The organism is Mesorhizobium sp. M7A.F.Ca.US.005.03.1.1, from assembly GCF_003997975.1.
Classification (GTDB): domain Bacteria; phylum Pseudomonadota; class Alphaproteobacteria; order Rhizobiales; family Rhizobiaceae; genus Mesorhizobium; species Mesorhizobium ciceri.
In genome coordinates, this window is record NZ_RZRO01000010.1 from 50280 (window position 1) to 70660 (window position 20381).

Consider the following 20381-nt stretch of genomic DNA (forward strand, 5'->3'; position numbering starts at 1 on the left):
TTCCAGCGGAACTTTCGGCGCTCCGTGCGGTTAGGTCAACCGATCGAAGCCTCCTCTGGCCGGCCTCGCGGGCAGGTGCCGACAAAGAATGTCATTTAAGTGACATATGACAATGATGGTGTGCGCGGACTGGTGACGCGCGACTCGGGCGCTCTGCTGAACTGTTGAAACCGGCCATCTTGCGGACCGGTTTTCCTGGAGTGACCGGACCTCGATGCAACTCACTCTCATAGCCGCCACGCTTTCAACCGTCCTCATCCTCTCGAATCTCGCCAGCATCGTGCTCGCCGCGTCGCGTCTGAGACGGCGTCGCACCATTGCGCCGCCGGCCGGCAAGCCGCGGCCAGTGTCGATCGTCGTGCCGTCGCGCGGCGTCGAGCCGTTCACGCAGGAGACGCTGGAACGCGCCTTCTCGCTCGACTGGCCGCGCTATGAGCTGATTTTCTGCGTCGCCCATGCCGACGATCCGGTGGTCAAATTGATAAACAGGACGATCGTCCGGTTTCCGAAAGTGCCGGCCCGGCTGCTTGTCGGCGACGACCGCATCAGCGCCAATCCGAAACTCAACAATTGCGTCAAGGGCTGGGAAGCGGCGCGGCACGACTGGGTCGTCCTGGCCGATTCCAACGTGCTGATGCCGAGGGACTACATCCAGCACCTGATGGCTGCCTGGCGGCCCGGCACCGGCCTTGTCTGCTCGACGCCGATCGGCTCGCGGCCGGCCGGCTTCTGGGCCGAGGTCGAATGCGCTTTCCTCAACACGCTGCAGGCGCGCTGGCAATATGCCGGTGAGGCGCTCGGCCTCGGCTTTGCCCAGGGCAAGAGCATGCTCTGGAACAAGCCGATGCTCGACGCCAAGGGCGGCATCCGCGCGCTGGCCGCCGAGATCGCCGAGGATGCCGCTGCGACCAAGCTGGTGAACAGTCTCGGCCTGCGCGTCAATCTCGTCGCCGCCCCCTTCGAGCAGCCGCTTGGCCGGCGCTCGTTTGACGAGATCTGGTCGCGTCAGGCCCGTTGGGCGCGCCTGCGCCGCGTCACTTTCCCGCTGTTCTTCGCACCCGAAATCCTGACCGGCGCCGTGGTGCCGCTGGTGCTTGCGCTGATTGCAGCGGCAAGCGCCGGCTTCAGCCTCTGGGCAACCGCCCTTGCCGTGCTGGCGGCCTTCTATCTTCCGGAGTGCGCCCTGGCCTGGTCCAAGGGCTGGTACCTGTCGCCACGCATGGTCGCCGCGATCATGGCGCGCGACCTGATCCTGCCGGCGATGTGGGCGCGCGGTTGGCTCGGCGGCGCCATCGACTGGCGCGGCAATGCGATGACCATCGGTACCAAGACGGCCGAGCTGGAAGAGACGCCGTCCGGCGCCTGAAGGCCTCCTACCTGGCCTTCAGCGCCTGCGCGATGTCCTCGAGCAGATCGTCGGCATCCTCCAGGCCAACCGACAGCCTGAGCGTGCCCGGCCCGATGCCGAGCTCGGCGCGCGCCTCGTCGCTGAGATTCTTGTGCGTCGTCGTCGCCGGGTGGGTGATCAGGCTCTTGGCGTCACCGAGATTGTTGGAGATCAGGACGATGTCGAGCGCGTTCTGCAAGGCGAAGGCCGCCTGCTTGCCGCCCTTGACGTCCAGGCAGATCAGCGTCGAGCCGCCCGACATCTGCTTCTTGACGATGTCGGCCTGCGGATGGTCGGCGCGGCCGGGATAGATGACGCGCGCGATTTCCGGCCGTTCGGCCAGAAAATCGGCGATCCGGCCGGCACTTTCCGTCTGCTGGCGTACGCGCAGCGGCAGCGTTTCCAGGCCCTTCAGCAGCGTCCAGGCGTTGAAAGGCGAAAGGCTTGGGCCGGTATGGCGGAAATAATCGTGCAGGTTCTCGTCGATCCACTTCTTGTCCGACAGGATGACGCCGCCGAGACAGCGCCCTTGGCCGTCTATGTGCTTGGTCGCCGAATAGACGACGATATGGGCGCCGAGCTGCAAGGGCTTCTGCTGCAGGGGCGTGGCGAAGACATTGTCGACGATCAGCCTGGCGCCGATCGAATTGGCAAGCGAAGCGACAGCGGCGATATCGACCACTTCCAGCGTCGGATTGGTCGGGCTTTCCAGGAAGAACAGCTTGGTGTTCGGCTTGACCGCCTTTTCCCAGTTGGCGATGTCGGTGCCGTCGACCAGCGTCGCCTCGATGCCGTATCTCGGCGCCAGCGTCTCGACCACCCAGCGGCAGGAGCCGAACAGCGCACGCGCCGCCACGATATGGTCGCCGGCCTTGGCGCTGCACAGAAGGGCGGCCGTCACCGCGGCCATGCCCGACGCGGTGGCGCGCGCGTCTTCGGCACCTTCCAGCGCGCACATGCGCTTCTCGAACATGTCGACGGTCGGATTGGCGTAGCGCGAATAGATGAAACCCGGCTCTTCGCCCTTGAAACGGGCTTCGGCGGCTTGCGCCGTTTCGTAGACATAGCCTTGGGTGAGATAGATCGCTTCTGACGTTTCGCCGAAACCGGAACGCAGCGTTCCGCTGTGCACGAGTGCCGTCTGAGGCTTCCAGTTGCGCTTCTTGGTGCTCATCGCTTTTCTTCCAGACACAAAAAAACCGGCCGCGAAAGTCGCAACCGGTCCATACGGCCTTGCGGCCCGACGGTCCTTTAGCGACTTGTTTAACGTGGCTGCAAGCCGACCGGCCAAATCACCACGGGATAACGACCCTTTAGACCCGCACCGCGCTTGCGTCAATTGCCGGCTTCATTAAGAGGTTTGTACCAAGCAGGAGTGGAGCCTTGCGGCAGACAGGCATTCTTCCCGACCAGGACATATCGGCGCTGTTCCAGTCCGGCGCGCTGAAGTCGGCGCGTGCGCTCGACACCGACCAGATCCAGCCGGCCAGCCTCGATCTCAGGCTCGGCGACAAGGCCTGGCGGGTGCGCGCCTCCTTCCTGCCCGGCCCCAATCACAAGGTCTCGGAAAAGCTCGACCGGCTGCAGCTGCACGAGATCAATCTGGCCGAGGGCGCGGTGCTGGAGACCGGCTGCGTCTACATCGTGCCCCTGCTTGAAAGCCTGGCGCTGCCGGCGGACATTTCAGCCTCGGCCAATCCGAAGAGTTCGACCGGGCGGCTCGACATCTTCACCCGCGTCATGACCGATCGCGGCCACGAGTTCGACAAGATCGCCGCCGGCTATCATGGCCCGCTCTTTCTGGAAGTCAGCCCGCGCACCTTCCCGATCGTCGTCCGCACCGGGTCGCGCCTGTCGCAGATCCGTTTCCGCATCGGCAATGCGCTGCTCTCGGAAGCCGAGTTGCACGACCTGCATCGCACGCAGATGCTGGTCGCCACCGAGCCGCCGAACATTTCCGGCGGCGGCATCGCGCTGTCGATCGACCTCAACGGCGATCAAAGCGGCTTGGTCGGCTATCGCGGCAAGCATCACACCGGCCTCGTCGATGTCGACAAGCGCGCGGCCCAGGAAGTCGTCGACTTCTGGGAACCGATCCACAAGAGCGGCGCCGGCGAACTGGTGCTCGACCCCGATGAATTCTACATCCTCGTCAGCCAGGAGGCGGTGCATGTGCCGCCGCTCTACGCCGCCGAGATGACGCCCTTCGATCCGCTGGTCGGCGAATTCCGCGTCCATTATGCCGGCTTCTTCGATCCGGGCTTCGGCCATTCCGGATCCGGCGGCACCGGCAGCCGGGCGGTGCTGGAAGTGCGCAGCCATGAAGTGCCGTTCATCCTCGACCACGGCCAGATCGTCGGCCGGCTGGTCTACGAGCATATGCTGAAGCGGCCGCAGGCGCTCTACGGCACCGATCTCGGCTCCAACTACCAGGCGCAGGGCCTGAAGCTGTCCAAGCATTTCCGCGCCGCGCGCTGACCCTCATTGCCCCAAGGCAAAATACTTGCCTGTACCGGCTCGCCATGCTTGGCTGCCTTGCCGCCCGTCAAGCTGGCGGCGTTCAAGGGGAACCAAGAAAATGCGATTTTCGAAATGGGTCATATCGGCGGCGGGCGCTGCCATGCTGGCAACACTGGCCGGCTCTCTGTCGGTGCAGGCGGCGGAGAAAATCAAGATCGGCACCGAGGGCGCCTATCCGCCGTTCAACACCATTACCGCCGACGGCAAGGTCGAAGGCTTCGACATCGACATCGCCAATGCGCTGTGCGCGCAGATGAAGGTCGAATGCGAGATCGTTACCCAGGACTGGGACGGCATCATTCCCGCTTTGCAGGCCAAGAAATTCGACGCCATCATCGCCTCGATGAGCATCACCGAGGAGCGCAAGAAGCAGGTCGCCTTCACCAACAAATATTATACGACACCGCTGGCTCTGGTGGCGCCGAAGGACACCGATCTCACCTCGACCGAACCGGCGGCCCTTGCCGGCAAGACGGTCGGTGCCCAGGCTTCGACCACGCAGGCCGACTATGCCCAGAATGAATATGGCAAGGCGGGCGCGGAGGCCAAACTCTATCCCACCCAGGAAGAGGCGATCACCGACCTGACCAACGGTCGTCTTGACGCCGTGATCTCGGACAAGTTCGTGCTGATGGATTGGCTGAAGAAGGCAAGCGACGGCTGCTGCAAGCTGGTCGGCGACGTCAAGGGCACCGAGACCCAGGCCGGCATCGCCGTGCGCCTGGACGACACGGCCCTGCGCGACAAGCTCAACGCGGCCATCGACGCGATCGTTGCCGACGGCACCTACAAGAAGATCCAGGCCAAGTATTTCGACTTCGATATTTATTGAGGCAGAGGCGCCTTTTTCCTTCTCCCCTTATGGGAGAAGGTGTCGCCGGAGGCGACGGATGAGGGGTGTTCCAGGGAACGCCAACGTTTCACTCCGCTGGAACACCCCTCATCCGTCTCGGCGCCAACGCGCCGATCCACCTCCCACTTGGGGAGAAGGAAAAGGCGCGCTCTCAAAGCGCCTTCACAGCCACCTTCACCGGCTGCTCGATCTCGAGCGGGTTGCGCAGCGGCAGGCCGAAATCCCCGGCCTCGATCTCGAAGACATCGCCGGCCTCGGTCGTGATGCCGTCGGCGAAGGACAGCGTCGCCGTGCCGAACATGTGCACATGCACGTCACCCGGCTGGCGAAAAGCCGCGTATTTGAAATGATGATGTTCGAGATTGGCGATGGTGTGCGACATGTTCGCTTCGCCGGACAGGAACGGCTTTTCCCACAGCACCTCGCTGTCGCGCACGATGCGCGAGGTGCCGCGGATGTCGGACGGCAGGTCGCCGATCAGGATCTCCGGCCCGAACGAGGCGTTGCGCAGCTTGGAATGCGCGAGGAACAGATAGTTCACGCGCTCGGTGACGTGGTCGGAAAACTCGTTCGACAGCGTGAAGCCGACGCGGAAAGGTGCGCCGTCGTCGCCGATGACATAGATGCCGGCGACTTCGGGCTCTTCGCCGGCGTCCTTGGCAAAGGCCGGTGACAGGAGTGCGGCGCCTGGTGCCACCGCCATCGTGCCGTTGCCTTTGTAGAACCATTCCGGCTGCACGCCGATCTGGCCTTTCGCCGGCTTGCCGCCCTCCAGCCCCATGCGGAACATCTTCATGGAATCGGTGAGCTGCTCCTCGCCGTCGGCGCTCAGCTTCTTGTGCATGGAATCGCGCGTCGCGGCGGAGCCGAGATGCGTCAGCCCGGTGCCGGTCAGGTGCAGATGCGCCGGATCGGGGTGATTGATCGGCGACAGCAGCCGCCCCTTCTTGTAAGCGGCCTCGAGATCGACCGTCTCGCCAAGCCCCTTGCGTTCGATCAGCGCGACGAGGCCGACGCCGGTGCGGGCGGCCTCCATCGCCAGCGAATAGACGCTGCGGGCGCCATTGATGATCCGGGTCTTGCCGCCATTGCGGGCGACGACGCGGATGGTCTCGGCGTCGTCAAGGATCTGGGAGATCAGCATGATGAATCCTCTCTCATTTGCCTTGGCAGGGCTGCCAAAACGGCAAACCTTGCTCAGCGCGGCCGGGACCTCGTCCATGCCACGGTTTAAATTCTCAGTTCGGATTGCGCTCGCGGGCCTGGTCCCTCAGGGACTTCTGTTACCGGCGGGTTGCCGGCAGCGTCGCGATCGTATGCCTCCTGCTTTCCTCGACCAGAGCAGTTCACCGTTTCACGGAAACGGCGAACCGCTCTAACTCATTGTCTTGGCGCAATTCCGGGCGGAAAACCGTTTCACACTTTTCCTGGAATTGCTCTTAAGTCCGTTCAAGCCTTGTTCTTGTTGTAGACGTCGAAGATCACGGCGCCGAGCAGCACCAGGCCTTTGACCACCTGCTGCCAGTCGACATTGACGCCCATGATCGACATGCCGTTGTTCATCACGCCCATGATGAAGCCGCCGACCACCGCGCCGATGACCTGACCGACGCCGCCCATCGCCGAGGCGCCGCCGATGAAGACGGCGGCGATGACGTCGAGCTCGCTGCCGAGGCCCGCGGCCGGCACCGCCTGTCCCAGTCGCGCCGCGATGATCAGGCCGCCGAGCGCCGACAGCACGCCCATATTGATGAACACCATCAGCGTCAGCCGCTCGGTGTTGATGCCTGACAGCTGCGCGGCCTTGGCATTGCCGCCCATGGCGTAGATACGGCGGCCGATGGTCATGCGCTTGGTGACGAAGACGAACAGCGAGATCAGCACGCCCATGACGAGCAGCACGACCGGCAGGCCTCTGTAGCTGGCGAACTCATAGACCAGGAACAGCGCCAGGGCGCTGGCGACCAGCGTCTTGACGACGAACAGGGCAAAGGGCTCGGCCTCATAGCCATGGCGTTCGCGCTTGCGACGCGTCCTCACCCCGAAATAGGCATAGGCCAGCACGGCGATCAGGCCCAGCACGATCGTCGTCATGTGCAGCGTCAGGCCGCTGCCCATGATGGTCTTGCCGGCCGCGTTCACCGTCGGCGGGATCAGCGTCAGCGGGCCGATGACATCCGGGATGAAGCCCGAGCTGAGCATTTTGAAGTCGTCGGGAAGCGGACCGACCGAGGATCCGCCGCCGAGCAGCGCCTGGCAGATGCCGCGGAAGATCAGCATGCCGGCCAGTGTCACGATGAAGCTCGGTATTCTGTGATAGGCGATCCAGTAGCCTTGCGCCGCCCCGATCAGGCCGCCCACGACGAGGCAGATGATCGAAACCACCAGCGGATTGCTGAGCGGTCCAAGTTGCCAGATGACCATCATGTTTGCCGCCAGCGCGCCGATGAAACCGGCGACCGATCCGACGCTGAGGTCGATATAGCCGGAAACGATCACCAGCAGCATGCCCAGCGCCATCACGATGATGAACGAGTTCTGCTGCACCAGGTTGCTCAGGTTCACCGGCTTGAACAGCGTTCCCGACGTGGTGAACTGGAAGAACAGCATGATGACGATCAGCGCGATGATCAGGCCGTATTCGCGCAGGTTCGTCGCCAGCGCCGAGACGGCGATGCGTGGACGCTGCTCTTCGGCGACATTGCCGTGCGGGGCGGGGGCGCTTTCGGTGCTCATGCTGCTTTTCCTTCTCCACGAACGATGGCGCGCATTATTTTTTCCTGGCTTGCTTCTGCGGCGGGCATTTCGCCCACGATGCGCCCTTCGTTCATGACGTAGATGCGGTCGGTGATGCCGAGCAATTCCGGCATTTCCGACGAGATGACCACGATCGCCTTACCCTCCGAGGCGAGTCGCGCGATGATCGTGTAGATTTCGTACTTGGCGCCGACATCGATGCCGCGTGTCGGCTCGTCGAGGATCAGCACGTCCGGGTCGGCGAACAGCCATTTCGACAGCACCACCTTCTGCTGGTTGCCGCCGGAAAGATTGCCGGTCAACTGATAGACGCTGGAAGCGCGGATATTGGTCTTCTTGCGATAGTCGTTGGCAACGGCGAGCTCGCGCATGTCGTCGATCACGCTGTGGCGGGCCACGCCGCCGAGATTGGCCAGCGTGATGTTGTGCTTGATATGGTCGATGAGGTTGAGCCCGTAGGTCTTGCGATCCTCGGTGACGTAGGCGATGCCGTGTTGGACCGCCTTGCTTACCGAGGACACATCGATCGGCTTGCCCTTGAGCAGCACCTCGCCTGTGATGCGGCGGCCGTAGGAGCGGCCGAACAGGCTCATGGCGAATTCGGTGCGGCCGGCGCCCATCAGCCCGGCAATGCCCACCACTTCGCCCTTGCGCACATTGATGTCGATACCCTTGATCACCTGCCGCTCGGCATGGAGCGGGTGATAGACCGACCAGTTCTTCACCTCGAACACGATCTCGCCGATATCAGGCTCGCGCGGCGGATAGCGGTCGTCGAGGGAACGGCCGACCATCGAGGTGATGATGCGGTCTTCGGAGATGTCCTTCTTGGCCAGCGTCTCGATGGTGCGCCCGTCACGGATCACCGTCACCTTGTCGGCGACCCGGTTGATCTCGTTGAGCTTGTGCGAGATCAGGATCGAGGTCATGCCTTGCCGCTTGAATTCGAGCAGCAGGTCAAGCAGCGCCTGGCTGTCCTTTTCGCTGAGCGATGCCGTAGGCTCGTCGAGGATCAGGAGCTTGACCTCCTTGCTCAGCGCCTTGGCAATCTCGACCAGCTGCTGCTTGCCGACGCCGATATTGGTGATCAGCGTCTTGGGGTCCTCCTTGAGGCCCACCTTCTTCAACAGCGCACTGGTGCGCTCCTCGTTGGCGTCCCAGTCGATGACGCCGAATTTCGCGTGCTCGTTGCCGAGGAAGATGTTTTCGGCGATCGACAGCATCGGCACCAGCGCTAGCTCCTGGTGGATGATGACGATACCCTTGTGTTCGCTGTCCTGGATGCCCTTGAACTGGCATTCCTGGCCTTGGAAGATGATCTGGCCGTCATAGGTGCCGGAGGGATAGACGCCCGACAGCACCTTCATCAGCGTCGACTTGCCGGCGCCGTTTTCGCCGACCACGGCGTGGATCTCGCCTTCCTCGACGCTGAGGTTGACGTTCGACAGCGCCTTCACGCCGGGAAACGTCTTGGTGATGTCGCGCATCTCCAAAATCGTCGGGGCCATGGGGACTACCGCTCCTTGAGAGCTCGGCAAACATTGCCGGCGAGGTCGGTGACAATACCGGGCTCGCTGGTGAACGAAAAGGGGCCCTGCGTTGCGCAGGACCCCCTGACTTTGTAACCGGGATTACTTCAGTTCGTCGGCCTTGATGTAGCCGGAGTCGACGACCAGCGCCTGGTAGTTCGACTTGTCGACTTCATGCGGCGTCAGCAGGATCGAGGGAACGACCTTGACGTCGTTGTTGTAGGTCTTTTCATCGAGGCCGTCCGGCTTGCCGCCCGAGAGCACCTTGTCGACGAGCTGGACGGTGGCCTTGGCCAGTTCGCGGGTGTCCTTGAACACGGTCGAGTACTGCTCGCCCGAGATGATCAGCTTGACCGAAGCGGTCTCAGCGTCCTGACCGGTCACGATTGGCCAAGGCTGAGCCTCGGTGCCGTAGCCGACGGCGCGCAGCGAGGCGGTGATGCCGCGCGACAGGCCGTCATAGGGCGACAGAACGCCATCGACGCGGCTGCCGTCCGAATAGTTGGCCGACAGCAGATTGTCCATGCGCGCCTGGGCGGTGGCGGCGAGCCAACGCAGCGTGCCGACCTTGTCCATGCCGGTCTGGCCGGACTTGATCTTGATCGAGCCGTCGTCGATCAGCGGCTGCAGGACGGAGATGGCGCCATTGTAGAAGAAGAAGGCGTTGTTGTCGTCGGGCGAGCCGCCGAACAGTTCGACGTTCCACGGCTTGGTGTTCGGGAAGCGTTCCTTGAGGCCCTTGACCAGCGAATTCGCCTGGATCACGCCGACGCCGAAATTGTCGAAGGTGGTGTAGTAGTCGACATTGGCGGTCTTCTTGATCAGGCGGTCATAGGCGACGACGACGACGCCCGCGTCAGCGGCCTTCTGCAGAGCATCCGACAGGGTGGTGCCGTCGATCGAGGCGATGATCAGCGCCTTCGGGCCTTTGGTGATTTCGTTTTCCAGCTGGCTGAGCTGGTTGGGGATGTCGTCCTGCGCGTATTGCAGGTCGACGGTGTAGCCGAGAGCCTCGAGCTGGGACTTGACGGCATCGCCGTCATTGATCCAGCGCTGCGAGGTCTTGGTCGGCATCAGCACGCCGACGAGACCCTTGTCGGCTGCGTGCGCCGAGTAGGTCATGGCAGCGATGCCAAGGGCCGCGACGGCGGCCAGTGTCTTGATGATTTTCACTTTAACTCTCCCTGTTTGATGGACGCGGCACCCCGGGGGTCGCGGGCCGCGCAATCGTGCAGAAGCGCCAAGGCACCGCTGCCGTCATATCGATCTCCGGTATCCTCCCATGGCCCCGCGACGCTGATTCAATCGATACGATTTTTCTCGTCGGCGACCGTCACGTCTTGGAACGCGCGGAGGGTGTGGGTCTTTGCCATAACTGTCAAATGCGATCTTTGATGGTTGCTATATCATCGTTGGTATAGGTATTGCGACGTGACGGGTTGACCCGATGTCGGTCGTACACAAGCAGAAGGCAGGGAAATCGATGGCGCGGCTAGGAAATCCGACAACAGCTTCAAATGGTTACAGAGAAGCACCGGGCGATGGCGAAACCCTGCTGCGCAGCGGTCTCAGTCTGCGTCATATGCGCATGATCGTCGCGCTCGACGACCATGGCCGGGTCAGCGCGGCAGCCCAGGTTCTGAACATTTCGCAGCCGGCGGCCTCGCGCATGATCGCGGAGATGGAGGCGGTGCTGGAGGTCAAGCTGTGCGAGAGGCTGCCGCGCGGCATCACCTTGACGCCGTACGGCAAGGCTTTGGCCAGGCGCGCGCGCTCGATCCTGCTGGAGATGCGCGAGGTCGACCGCGAGATTTCCGAGCTCAAGGCGGGCAAGGGTGGTTCGGTTTTCCTGGGTGCCGTGACCGCGCCGGCAATCGAGCTGGCGGTGCCGGCAATTCGTGAAATCCGCCGCATCTATCCGCGCATCGAGATCACCATGCAGGTCGAGACCTCCAATGTGCTGGCACGCGAACTGATCGCCACGCGCCATGACTTCATCATCGCGCGCATTCCTGACGACTTGAACCCACGGCTGTTCGAATCCCGTGTCATCGGCGTCGAGAAGGCCTGCCTGATCGTGCGCCGTGGCCACCCGCTCACCAGGGGCAGCGTGGTGCGGCTGGAAGACACCGCCGCCTATGACTGGGTCTTCCAGTCTGGCGGCTCGCCCTTGCGCCAGGCGATGGAGAGCAACTTCCTCAACCGCAACATCGCTTTGCCGGACCGTATCCTGAACACCAGTTCGCTGCTCCTGACCCTGGTCATGGTCGCGCAATCCGATGCCATCGCACCGGTCTCTGTCCAGGTGGCGAAATTCATCCAGAACCCTGACGGGCTGGCCGGCGCCATCGACGTCGTCCAGACCGAATTCGACATCGAGGTCAGGCCCTACAGCCTGATCACGGTGAGGAATCGCGCGCTGTCGCCGGCCGCCAAGATGCTGCACGACTTCATTCTGAGGGAAGTGGGATGATGGCTGGATCAGGTAAGCTTCTCCGGCGAAAGCGCCGCCAGGCCGAGGCCAGCGAAAGCGAACTGGGAACATTATTTCCCGCCGATGCGTTCATGATCTTGCAAGGGACGATTTCTTCTGGAGGCTGAACATGCGCAGCTTCGAAATCATCGACCTGCTTTGCGTGATCGAGGCCTGCAAGCACGATCGATCGGTCGGCAATTTCGTGTCCATGGCTGAAGGCGTGGAAGAATTGCGGGTGTTGACCGGCGATTTCGTTTCATCGGATGACGCGGCGGCAAACGCCCTCGCAACGGTGGCGCTGGCGAGAGGCTGCTCGGTTGTGTTCGACGAACAGGCAGGCGCTGAAATGGTTCTGACGCCTTAGGCTGGAGCGGGTAGCGGGAATCGAACCCTCGCGTTCAGCTCGGGAAGCTGGTGTTATTGCACTGATTTCAACGGCTTACGTGTAAAACAAGGACCCTGCCGGTCTTTAAATTCGTAACGAAATCAACCACAGTGTAAAACCAAAGTTATACCGTTTGGCACCGCGTAAAAGCCCTCCATTCACCAGGTGCTATCCCTTCTTATGTGACCTCAAATTTGCCGTTCACGTCTGCTTGATGCGATCAGCGGTTGATTGGGGATGATTGCGAACCGGCAGCTCCTTGCTCTTCCGTTATCGTTAGCGGACATTCAGGATGTAACTTTGATCGCCTTGAAGGGAAATCAGAAGAGACAGCCTTTAATGTTTTGCCTCAGACCTGACAGCGGTTCGAATCCTCTCGGGCGCGCCCGGCAGGATGAAACTGAGAACTCATATGTCATTGTTTGCCATACGTAAACGCAGCTAGTCTGCTTCGCACCCGTGAGCTTAGCTAGCTTGCCTAAATCACGAGTCCGGAAAATATCGCTTCCTGACCGTCGGGTTTCTGACAAGAACACGGTTTAGTTCCAGAACAGAGAAGTTAAGAGTCCTGATCGAACGTCTATCGCAGATGCCATCGATCTTATCATATAACGTCGCGTCAATTAGCGCCGAGGTCATCACGCCAAAGCCCTCTGCTGCGTGCAGATCGACCATGTCGCCGATATCCTGAACTTTGGTCGCGCCCAGCGAATTACTCTGAGTCAGTTTGCACTGAAAAATCCATTTACGACCCTTGTTTCCGGCTGATCTCGCGGCTTCCATGATCTCGATATCGCGTCCGCCGTCTCTCGATCGCGAGCTGCCAAGCTTTCTGATTGTCGAAGAATCAAACATCGCATGAGCGTAGAGGATATCGTAGCAGAGCTGCTCAAATTGCTCGTCATTAAGGCTTCTCCAATCGAGAGTGAGAGAATCCGAGAGGCCCATCGTCGCAGTGAGAGAGCGGGTCGTATCGCAGATTCTTTCATACAGGTTCTTTGTGGCCCGCTCTTCGAGCGGTTTCGTGTCATAAAGAACGTGGGTGTCAGTGCCATCATCCACCACAATCAGAGTTCCGGTGTTGTGAACCAGACATGATTCCCCGCGGGGCCCTGGGGCCCTAAGGCCCGCTGGCATGCCCTCCCTGAGGTACTCCCCGACCGGTGAGTGTGTGAAGGTCGCATCCAGCCATGCGAATTGATCGGGCGGCCAGATATCCCTCGTCATGGCGTCGTGCGAATCCCGCGCAGACCCGGGACTTGAAGTACTGGTTCATCGGAAAGTAGGCGACCATGCCTTCGGAAAGGACAAAAGATTTTCCGGCGATGACAAGCACCTCGGCCGCCACAAAATCGGCCCGGCGGTAATTCTGCCCGGTCGCAGAGAAGAACGTGTCGAGCTCAACACCGTTCGGAATGAGCCAGCTGTCGATGGAAGCGTAGCAGTCTGCTCCCAGCCGGCCACTGTAAGGGCTCTTGTGGAAGCCAAGTTCATACTCGGGATGTTTTTTGACCAGCTCGTCGTAGTAATCCGGCGCATCATAGCGCATCTGGTGTATAGCGCCCGAAAGGAAGTTGGCAAAGTAGGATTCGACCAGCTCCGGAAGACGTGGATCACAGTCGGCCAGCGATTCCTCGTAATCAGCTATTGCGTCGCGTAGGCTTTGGTAACTCTCTCCTTCGCCTGACCCGTCGTCCTGTTGCGCCTGAAACACGACGACGACATTTTCGAGCCGTCCCCGGAAACCCGGACCGATATCCGTCAGGGTAAGTCTCAGCCGTGTGAGATATGCCTCAGCGAAGTACTCCTCGGCTACCTCGGCACTGCCGGCTTCCGCCGCCATGTTCTCCGCGGCCCATGATGCCTCCACATAGTCCCAGCATATATCGATATGCTCATTAGTCCGGCCGATACTGCGCATCGGGATTAGGACGGCGACCGTCTCCGCTCCGGACAAATCAATGGCGCCGAGGTCCGAAAGCTTCAGGGATGCGAGATCAAACTGAATGCGGGTCATATGCCCAGCAGCCCGGCGGCCTCGGCAGGAGATGCGCTGATGGCGGTGAATCTCAGGCATCCTCCTCCTCCGCTGCCAACGCAACCAGCCCCTCATTCCTGGCCTTCTCCAGCACCCCTATGAGAACAAGGCACTGCTTTTCAGTCGGAATCTTCGCGGGCATCTGCACAGCAACCTGCAGCACGCCGGTCTCTCTGGGTGTCAGCACGCGTTTGCGCCCCAGTTCTTGCATGATCGTCCTCCACTGATGGGCAGGGATATCGAAAACTCGCTTCTGCGCCTCGATTCCGTTGTCAATTTTCTGAGTGACTTTGGCGTCCTTGCGCTCTTCGCCCTGTTCTTCCAGCGACAGGAGGTCTTCGAAAAATTCGTCAGGCAAAGCGGCCTCAAGCTTGTCCAGCGTGCCCTGCAAACGAGTCCAGCACTGATCTTTCTTACACCACTCCGAGATGTTCGAGATGCCGGTGGGCGGATGCACGATATCATCGTTGACGTGCTTCGCTGCAATCGTCAGCGCTTCACGAAGCGTCGGCGGAATCGCTTGAATATTCCAGACCCTCGAATGGTCGATGGATTTGCCGAGGCGGCGGCAGACGTCATTCAACGAAGCAATAGCGTAAAGGCTGTCGATCTCGAATTCCATACGCACCTTCGAGCGGAAGCGCGTTACGCCAGCGTCGGCAAGTGCCTGGCGTTCGAACGCGTCGAGGTCGGCGACGCCATTGACGGCGATGAGCCCCAATACCGTGCCCATGGAGAACTTCGCCTGGTGGACCGTCTGAGGGATGTCCACCGCACCCAGGACATCGATGGCGCCCTGGTGGACTTGGGTGACCACCTCCGCGATGTCGTCCGGGCCGAGCCCCTCGCGGCGCATGAGCAGCTGAAGTGCGTCGGCTGCCGGATGGGTGTGGCGACAGGAGGCATGCCATTTGAAGGATGTCTCCTCCGTTGCCCAACGGCTGCCGAGGCCATCCGTCAGACGGGCCGGAACGGCATCGCTGGACATGCCGGCCGCCATGCCCTTCTTCCCTTCAAGGATCTGCGCGGCCCCCTTGAAGCCATCGCGAGCCAAGAAGGCAGCACACAGGCCGTTGGCGGCCGCACGCGCAGTATGAAGCTGCTTGGAATCGGCGGCGTCGCGCAGCAATTCCCAGAGCCCCGCTGCCTGGGTACTGGCGGAGCCCAGTGCATGGTTGATGCCGGCCGCGTCCAGCCCGATCAACTTCCCGACAGCGGCGGCCGCGGCGACAGTGACGGCCGTGCCCGTTGTGTGGAAGATCTGGTAATGTGACCGCCCTAGGAACTCTCCGACCCGGATGCCAACCTCGTAGCCGGCGATGCAAGCAGTCAGGATTTCACGCCCGGTCTTCCCCTCTGCTTCCGCAACCGCCAAAACGGCTGGAAAGATCACCGCAGCCGGGTGAAAGACCGAGCCGTTGTGAACGTCGTCCTGCTCCACCACATGGGAGGCCGCGGCATTGACCATCGCCGCGAAGTAGGGGCTCGTGCGTCGTCTCGTCGGGATGACGAGACTTGGGCCGTCCGCCGGCCCCATTGCACGAGCAAAGCCGTCGATGATCTCGACTTGGCGCGCGCCCTTGCCGGCGAGGGTTGAGCCGAGCCAGTCGATCATCAGTCCTTTTGCGAAACGAACGACGCGCGGCGGAATCTGCTCGAACTCGAGCTCGGCGATGAAGGCGCAAAGCCTGGCTGTCGGCCGATCGGCGGTGTCCAGGCTCATCCGCTGTTCCTCATCTGCATGCCCTTTAGACCAAAGCGGCCCGGCGCAGGATCCGCCTTGCGCGCTCGATGACCGGCCGATCCACCATTTCGCCGTTCACCTGGACAGCTTCACCGGACGAAGCTGCGCCGACGATGTCACGTGCCCAGATGATTTCATTGTCGCTCGGGCGAAAAGCAACGCGAATCGGCTCGATCTGCCTCGGATGGATCGCCATCTTGCCACCGAAGCCCATCTTCATAGCATGGCGGGCGTCATCCTCGGTGATTTCGGGACTGCTCAGGTCTGTCGTCACGCCGTCGATCGGCGCGGCACGGCCAGCCGCGCGCGAGCGCCAGACAAGTTCGTTGCGAGCCGCAAGCAGGGTCAACCGGTCATGCGCGCAACCGAGATCGAGCGAGAAGTCGACCGAGCCGAAAGCGACGGCAACGACGTCGGGCGTCGCCAATATATCCGGCAGGTTGGCGAGGCCGACAGCACTCTCGACGAGCGCGATGACGGATACGTTGCGTGTTATGTGCCTGGCCATATCGGCAATGTCTTCCGCGCGCTCGGCCTTGGACAGCATAATGGAGACGCCATCGAAGCGCCGCACGGCGTCGATGTCCGCTTCGTGCCACGGGGTGCCAACGGGGTTGATGCGGACGATGACTGGAGATTTCAGCCTGGCTGCATAACCAACAACTGCGTCCCGGGCGCGGTCCTTGTCGCCAGGAGCGACGGCATCCTCAAGGTCGAGAATGACCGCATCCGCGCCGCTGTTGTCGGCCTTGGCAAACCGGTCCGGCCGCGAGCCCGGCACGAAAAGCGGCACGACAGGCGTGACGAAGCTCACCATTGCGCCGTGGCCTTCACCGTCACATGGCCGTCGGCCGACCGTACCTCGAGAGCCATGCCGTCATTGCCCGGACACGTTGCGCTCAGAAGCAGACGTTGCGGTCTGGTCGCCGGATGCACGCCCCGGAACGAGAAACGGCGCGGCGAGGAGCCGAAAATGGCTGTGGCAAAGTTCAGGAGCAGCGTCGCCTGCAGCGGGCCATGGATGACGAGCCCGGGATAACCCTCGACCGTTGTGGCGTAAGGCGCGTCGTAGTGGATACGATGCCCATTGAACGTCAGCGCGGAGTAACGAAAGAGTAGCACCGGATCCACGTCAACCCAGCGCTCGTTCGATGCCGCCGGGGGTGGAGTTCCCGGCGGGGCAGGGGTCGCTGCCGTAGCGCCGGCGGCGCGATAGGCAATGGTCTGGTCCTCCTCGATCACCGGGCCAGCGTCGTTGGCAATGTCGTGCCGGACCATGACGAAGGTGAGCGGGCCGGTGCGGCCCTGCTTCTCCTCGATGGCGGTCAATGTCGAGCGACGGCGGATGCGGTCGCCGGAGCGGATCGGCGCTATGAAACGGACATCGCTGGCAGCCCACATGCGGCGCGGAAGCGGCACCGGCGGCAGGAAGCCGCCTTTGGTGGGGTGCCCGTCAGGTCCGAGTTTGCGCCTGTCGGCAATATCGGGCGTCAGGCACCAGTGCAGTCCGGGCGGGGCCGTGCTCCCGGCGGTTTGCGCTGCGTGGTCCCCGAGCGTGGCGTCAAAGCTGGCCAGCAGGCGCGGGGTGACAACATCCTCGACCTCGTGGGTGCGTCCAACCCATTCCTGCAGCGTGCTCGTGTCCAGAGTCATGGGCTCCCTCGTCAGGCGGCGAATTCGGACCGGATCCGGTCCGTGTCGGCGCCAAGGGCGGGAACGCTTGGGACCGTTGCGAATCCCTCCGACCGCCCTGCCGGCATGGGCACGGAGATGCGCCTGCCGTCCGGCAGCGCCACCTCTGTCCGGCGCAATGCCTTGTGGCGCGGCAGGTCGTGCATAGCGCTCACCCGGCCCCAGGCGATCTGCGCACCGTTGAGACGGTCGATGGCCTCTTCGCAGTCGATTGCCGCGAAGATCGGTTCGATCTCGGCGTCGAGCGCCGTGCGGTTGGCCACCCGCCGGGCATTGGTGGCGAAGCGTTCGTCGGCGAACAAATCCTGCCTTTGCAGCACGATGGTGCAGAAGCGCTTCCATTCATTGTTCTGCTGGATGGACACGACCACGCTGCCATCCCGACAGGCATAAGGTCGATAGGGGTAGATCGAAGCGTGTGCCAAGCCATATCTCTGCGTCTCGCGGCCCGCATATTCGTAGTGGAGCAGCGGCACGGTCATCCAGTCTGCCATGGCGTCGAACATGGCGATTTCGACAATGCGGCCGCGCCCGGTCTTCTCGCGCGCCAACAAGGCTTCGAGGATCGCTGCATGCGCATTCATTCCGGTGGCGATGTCGGCGGCGGAAACCCCGATCTTGCTCGGCGTGTCCGGCGTGCCAGTGACGGCACAGATGCCGCTTTCCGCCTGCACCAGCATGTCGTAGGCGCGCATCGCGGCGTAAGGCGTGTCCTGTCCGTAGCCGACGATGTTGATGGCAATCAGCCGGGGGAACCTTTCCGCAATCACATCGGCGGAGAGGCCGAGCCTGTCGATGGCGCCCGGCGCGAGATTCTGCACGAGAACATCCGCGCGCGCCACCATCCGCTGCAGGAGAGCGAGGTCGTCCTCGGCTTTCAGGTCGAGAACCGCGCTTTCCTTGCCGCGGTTGAGCCAGACGAAGTAAGCCGACATGCCTTCAACGGTGGAATCGTAATGACGCGCGGTTTCGCCTTCCGGACGCTCGATCTTCACGACGCGCGCCCCGGCATCGGCGAGGCGAACCGTGCAGAGCGGAGCGGCGACCGCCTGCTCGATCGAAACGACGAACAGACCCTCCAGCGGGCGGGTGCCGTCAGACATTGCGCTGTACCCCCGAGCGCGCCAGCACGCCTGGTTTTAGCCGCTCGTTCTTGCCGTAGTCCTCGGCGGCGTGGAAGAAAAGCCGCGGCGTGCCGTCCATGTCCTCTAGCCGCTTGCTATAGGCTTCCAGATAGGCCTTGCGGCCATCGTCGCCGACACGGCCCGGCATATAGGCGACGAAGGGCGGCAACACGTCGAAGCCTGAGTAGCGAAGCAGGCCATTGTGGATCGGCCACAGCACCGTGAGGATGTCGCCATCGATGCCATCGGGCGCATAGGTGTCGGCCGATGTGCCCGTGGTGGCGGCCACCATGGCGAGCTTTCCCTTGAACATGCCGGTGTCGTATTTGCGCCCCGGCAGATACGCAAAACCGCGCGCGAACACACGGTCGGCCCAGCCCTTGAGCATTGCGGGCAGTCCGAACCACCAAACCGGGAACTGGAACAGCACGAAGTCCGCTTGTTTCAGCTTTTCGATCTCGGCGATGATGTCGGCTGAAAGCGCGTCGGCCTCGTACGCCGCGGTCTGCTCGCGCGGCAGGCTGAAAAAGTCCGGATCGTTGCGCTCGCCTGATATGTCGCCCGGCCCTGCGACAGGATTGAAACCCATCGCATAGAGGTCGCTGACGACCACATCGTGACCTGCGCGGGTCAGTGTTTCCACGGCCATATCCTTCATGGCGCCGTTGAAGGATCTTGCTTCCGGGTGGGCGTAGACGATGAGGACGTTCACGGCGGCAACTCCTAGTAGGAACGCGGCAGTCCAAGCACGTGCTCGGAAAGGTATGACAGGATGAGGTTGGTCGAGATCGGCGCGACCTGATAAAGACGCGTCTCGCGGAATTTGCGCTCGACATCGTACTCTTCCGCGAAACCGAAGCCGCCATGCGTCTGGATGCAGACATTGGCGGCTTCGTTAGAGGCGTCGGCCGCCAGCATCTTGGCCATGTTCGCTTCGGCACCGGGGTTCTTGCCGGCCTCGTAGAGGTTCAGCGCCTCGCGCACCATCAATTCGGCCGCGCGCATGTTGGCGTAGGCCCTTGCGATTGGGAACTGGACGCCTTGGTTTTGGCCGATCGCTCGGCCAAACACATGCCTTTCCTTCGCGTAGACGCTCGACTTTTCGATGAACCATTTCGCATCGCCGACGCATTCGGCTGCGATCAGGATGCGCTCGGCGTTCATGCCCGAGAGGATGTAGCGGAATCCCTTTCCCTCTTCGCCGATCAGGTTTTCGGCCGGCACGCGCAGGTCGTCGAAGAAGACTTCGGTGGTGGCATGGTTCATCATCGTGCGGATCGGCCGGATGGTGAGGCCCTTGCCAACGGCTTCGCGCATGTCGACGATGAGGACGGAGAGACCGTCGGCCTTCTTCATGCCATCCTTGAGCGGCGTGGTCCGCGCCAGAAGCAGCATCAAATCCGAATGCTCGGCGCGGCTGGTCCAGATCTTCTGGCCCTTGACTACGAAATGATAGCCGTCGAGGCGAGCAGTGGTCTTGAGAGCGCCGGTGTCGGTGCCGCTGGTCGGTTCGGTGACGCCGAAGGCCTGCAGACGCAATTCTCCCGCGGCGACCTTCGGCAGGTATCGTTGCTTTTGGGCTTCAGAGCCGTGGCGAACAAGCGTGCCCATCGTGTACATCTGGGCATGGCAGGCGCCGCCATTGCAGCCGGCGCGCTGGATTTCCTCCAGCACGGCGGCGGCGGCCGAAAGCGGCAGGCCCGAGCCGCCATACGCCTCCGGGATCAGGATCGAAAGCCAACCAGCCTCCGTCAATGCTTCGACGAACTCGCGGGGATAGGCCATGTCCCTGTCGAGCGCGCGCCAGTATTCTCCGGGAAAGCGCGCACACAGCCGGGCGACGGCATCGCGAATGTCCTGATAGTATTCCATGGGG

Annotated in this window: 18 protein-coding genes and 1 riboswitch; of the genes, 5 read left to right on the top strand and 13 right to left on the bottom strand. The window is 62.2% G+C overall.

What is annotated here, in order from left to right:
• The first annotated feature begins 214 nt into the window (after positions 1-214).
• Complete coding sequence (locus EN990_RS07140; protein ID WP_127384518.1) at positions 215-1366, top strand: ceramide glucosyltransferase; 1152 nt, start codon at positions 215-217, stop codon at positions 1364-1366.
• Between the two features lie 7 nt (positions 1367-1373).
• On the opposite strand, the gene EN990_RS07145 is transcribed toward EN990_RS07140, so the two are convergent.
• Positions 1374-2561 (bottom strand): O-succinylhomoserine sulfhydrylase, encoded by a 1188-nt coding sequence (locus EN990_RS07145; protein WP_127384517.1) that lies wholly within the window; start codon positions 2559-2561, stop codon positions 1374-1376.
• Positions 2562-2618: 57 nt separating this feature from the next.
• Positions 2619-2696: riboswitch (SAM riboswitch) on the bottom strand.
• A 74-nt stretch (positions 2697-2770) separates the two neighbouring features.
• Here EN990_RS07145 and EN990_RS07150 point away from each other — a divergent pair.
• Both EN990_RS07150 and EN990_RS07155 read left to right on the top strand, forming a co-directional pair.
• A complete protein-coding gene (locus EN990_RS07150) occupies positions 2771-3865 on the top strand; it encodes a 2'-deoxycytidine 5'-triphosphate deaminase (protein WP_127369693.1) in 1095 nt (364 codons plus the stop codon).
• Positions 3866-3965: 100 nt separating this feature from the next.
• Positions 3966-4739, top strand: coding sequence for an ABC transporter substrate-binding protein (locus tag EN990_RS07155; RefSeq protein ID WP_024503157.1), 774 nt, complete (start codon positions 3966-3968; stop codon positions 4737-4739).
• A gap of 172 nt (positions 4740-4911) precedes the next feature.
• On the opposite strand, the gene araD1 is transcribed toward EN990_RS07155, so the two are convergent.
• From araD1 to chvE, 4 genes are all read right to left on the bottom strand, one after another.
• A complete protein-coding gene (gene araD1 / locus EN990_RS07160; RefSeq protein WP_013533635.1) occupies positions 4912-5904 on the bottom strand; it encodes an AraD1 family protein in 993 nt (330 codons plus the stop codon).
• A 305-nt stretch (positions 5905-6209) separates the two neighbouring features.
• Complete coding sequence (mmsB, locus tag EN990_RS07170) at positions 6210-7496, bottom strand: multiple monosaccharide ABC transporter permease (protein ID WP_013533634.1); 1287 nt, start codon at positions 7494-7496, stop codon at positions 6210-6212.
• Entirely contained in the window at positions 7493-9025 is a 1533-nt protein-coding gene (gene mmsA / locus EN990_RS07175; protein ID WP_013533633.1) for a multiple monosaccharide ABC transporter ATP-binding protein, read from the bottom strand. The genes mmsB and mmsA overlap by 4 nt, the downstream gene beginning before the upstream one ends.
• Positions 9026-9148: 123 nt before the next feature.
• Positions 9149-10219, bottom strand: a complete 1071-nt coding sequence (chvE, locus tag EN990_RS07180; RefSeq protein WP_024503154.1) for a multiple monosaccharide ABC transporter substrate-binding protein — start codon at positions 10217-10219, stop codon at positions 9149-9151.
• Between the two features lie 310 nt (positions 10220-10529).
• On the opposite strand from chvE, the gene EN990_RS07185 reads away from it, so the two are divergent.
• Together EN990_RS07185 and EN990_RS07190 are read left to right on the top strand one after the other, a co-directional pair.
• Positions 10530-11519: a LysR family transcriptional regulator gene (locus EN990_RS07185; RefSeq protein WP_127368662.1), complete on the top strand. Its 990-nt coding sequence runs from the start codon at positions 10530-10532 to the stop codon at positions 11517-11519.
• 130 nt (positions 11520-11649) lie between these two features.
• Positions 11650-11886, top strand: coding sequence for a hypothetical protein (locus EN990_RS07190; protein ID WP_024503153.1), 237 nt, complete (start codon positions 11650-11652; stop codon positions 11884-11886).
• A gap of 504 nt (positions 11887-12390) precedes the next feature.
• Here EN990_RS07190 and EN990_RS07195 read toward each other — a convergent pair.
• From EN990_RS07195 to EN990_RS07230, 8 genes are read right to left on the bottom strand one after another with little or no spacing between them, the layout of a single operon-like run.
• A complete protein-coding gene (locus tag EN990_RS07195; RefSeq protein ID WP_164766090.1) occupies positions 12391-12972 on the bottom strand; it encodes a restriction endonuclease in 582 nt (193 codons plus the stop codon).
• A gap of 55 nt (positions 12973-13027) precedes the next feature.
• The gene (locus EN990_RS07200; RefSeq protein WP_127368660.1) at positions 13028-13984 is read right to left on the bottom strand and encodes a hypothetical protein; all 957 of its coding nucleotides are present in this window, start codon (positions 13982-13984) and stop codon (positions 13028-13030) included.
• Positions 13977-15668, bottom strand: a complete 1692-nt coding sequence (locus EN990_RS07205) for an MmgE/PrpD family protein (RefSeq protein WP_245469169.1) — start codon at positions 15666-15668, stop codon at positions 13977-13979. Before EN990_RS07205 ends, EN990_RS07200 begins: the two co-directional genes overlap by 8 nt.
• Before the next feature lie 25 nt (positions 15669-15693).
• Positions 15694-16506, bottom strand: coding sequence for a CoA ester lyase (locus EN990_RS07210; protein ID WP_127368661.1), 813 nt, complete (start codon positions 16504-16506; stop codon positions 15694-15696).
• Positions 16500-17342 (bottom strand): MaoC family dehydratase N-terminal domain-containing protein, encoded by an 843-nt coding sequence (locus EN990_RS07215; RefSeq protein ID WP_013893947.1) that lies wholly within the window; start codon positions 17340-17342, stop codon positions 16500-16502. Before EN990_RS07215 ends, EN990_RS07210 begins: the two co-directional genes overlap by 7 nt.
• An 11-nt stretch (positions 17343-17353) precedes the next feature.
• Positions 17354-18484, bottom strand: a complete 1131-nt coding sequence (locus EN990_RS07220) for a CaiB/BaiF CoA-transferase family protein (RefSeq protein ID WP_127368247.1) — start codon at positions 18482-18484, stop codon at positions 17354-17356.
• On the bottom strand, positions 18477-19217 hold the full coding sequence (locus EN990_RS07225) for an NAD(P)H-dependent oxidoreductase (protein ID WP_127368248.1): 741 nt from the start codon (positions 19215-19217) through the stop codon (positions 18477-18479). The genes EN990_RS07220 and EN990_RS07225 overlap by 8 nt, the downstream gene beginning before the upstream one ends.
• A gap of 11 nt (positions 19218-19228) precedes the next feature.
• Entirely contained in the window at positions 19229-20377 is a 1149-nt protein-coding gene (locus tag EN990_RS07230; RefSeq protein WP_127368249.1) for an acyl-CoA dehydrogenase family protein, read from the bottom strand.
• Positions 20378-20381 lie beyond the last annotated feature (4 nt).

What these genes read in the sequence shown, in the direction of transcription:
- EN990_RS07140 (WP_127384518.1), top strand. Translation starts at nt 215, where the DNA reads ATGCAACTCACTCTCATAGCCGCCACGCTTTCAACCGTCCTCATCCTC.
- EN990_RS07145 (WP_127384517.1), bottom strand. Translation starts at nt 2,561, where the DNA reads ATGAGCACCAAGAAGCGCAACTGGAAGCCTCAGACGGCACTCGTGCAC.
- EN990_RS07155 (WP_024503157.1), top strand. Translation starts at nt 3,966, where the DNA reads ATGCGATTTTCGAAATGGGTCATATCGGCGGCGGGCGCTGCCATGCTG.
- araD1 (WP_013533635.1), bottom strand. Translation starts at nt 5,904, where the DNA reads ATGCTGATCTCCCAGATCCTTGACGACGCCGAGACCATCCGCGTCGTC.
- mmsB (WP_013533634.1), bottom strand. Translation starts at nt 7,496, where the DNA reads ATGAGCACCGAAAGCGCCCCCGCCCCGCACGGCAATGTCGCCGAAGAG.
- mmsA (WP_013533633.1), bottom strand. Translation starts at nt 9,025, where the DNA reads ATGGCCCCGACGATTTTGGAGATGCGCGACATCACCAAGACGTTTCCC.
- EN990_RS07185 (WP_127368662.1), top strand. Translation starts at nt 10,530, where the DNA reads ATGGCGCGGCTAGGAAATCCGACAACAGCTTCAAATGGTTACAGAGAA.
- EN990_RS07190 (WP_024503153.1), top strand. Translation starts at nt 11,650, where the DNA reads ATGCGCAGCTTCGAAATCATCGACCTGCTTTGCGTGATCGAGGCCTGC.
- EN990_RS07200 (WP_127368660.1), bottom strand. Translation starts at nt 13,984, where the DNA reads ATGCCTGAGATTCACCGCCATCAGCGCATCTCCTGCCGAGGCCGCCGG.
- EN990_RS07205 (WP_245469169.1), bottom strand. Translation starts at nt 15,668, where the DNA reads ATGAGCCTGGACACCGCCGATCGGCCGACAGCCAGGCTTTGCGCCTTC.
- EN990_RS07210 (WP_127368661.1), bottom strand. Translation starts at nt 16,506, where the DNA reads ATGGTGAGCTTCGTCACGCCTGTCGTGCCGCTTTTCGTGCCGGGCTCG.
- EN990_RS07215 (WP_013893947.1), bottom strand. Translation starts at nt 17,342, where the DNA reads ATGACTCTGGACACGAGCACGCTGCAGGAATGGGTTGGACGCACCCAC.
- EN990_RS07220 (WP_127368247.1), bottom strand. Translation starts at nt 18,484, where the DNA reads ATGTCTGACGGCACCCGCCCGCTGGAGGGTCTGTTCGTCGTTTCGATC.
- EN990_RS07230 (WP_127368249.1), bottom strand. Translation starts at nt 20,377, where the DNA reads ATGGAATACTATCAGGACATTCGCGATGCCGTCGCCCGGCTGTGTGCG.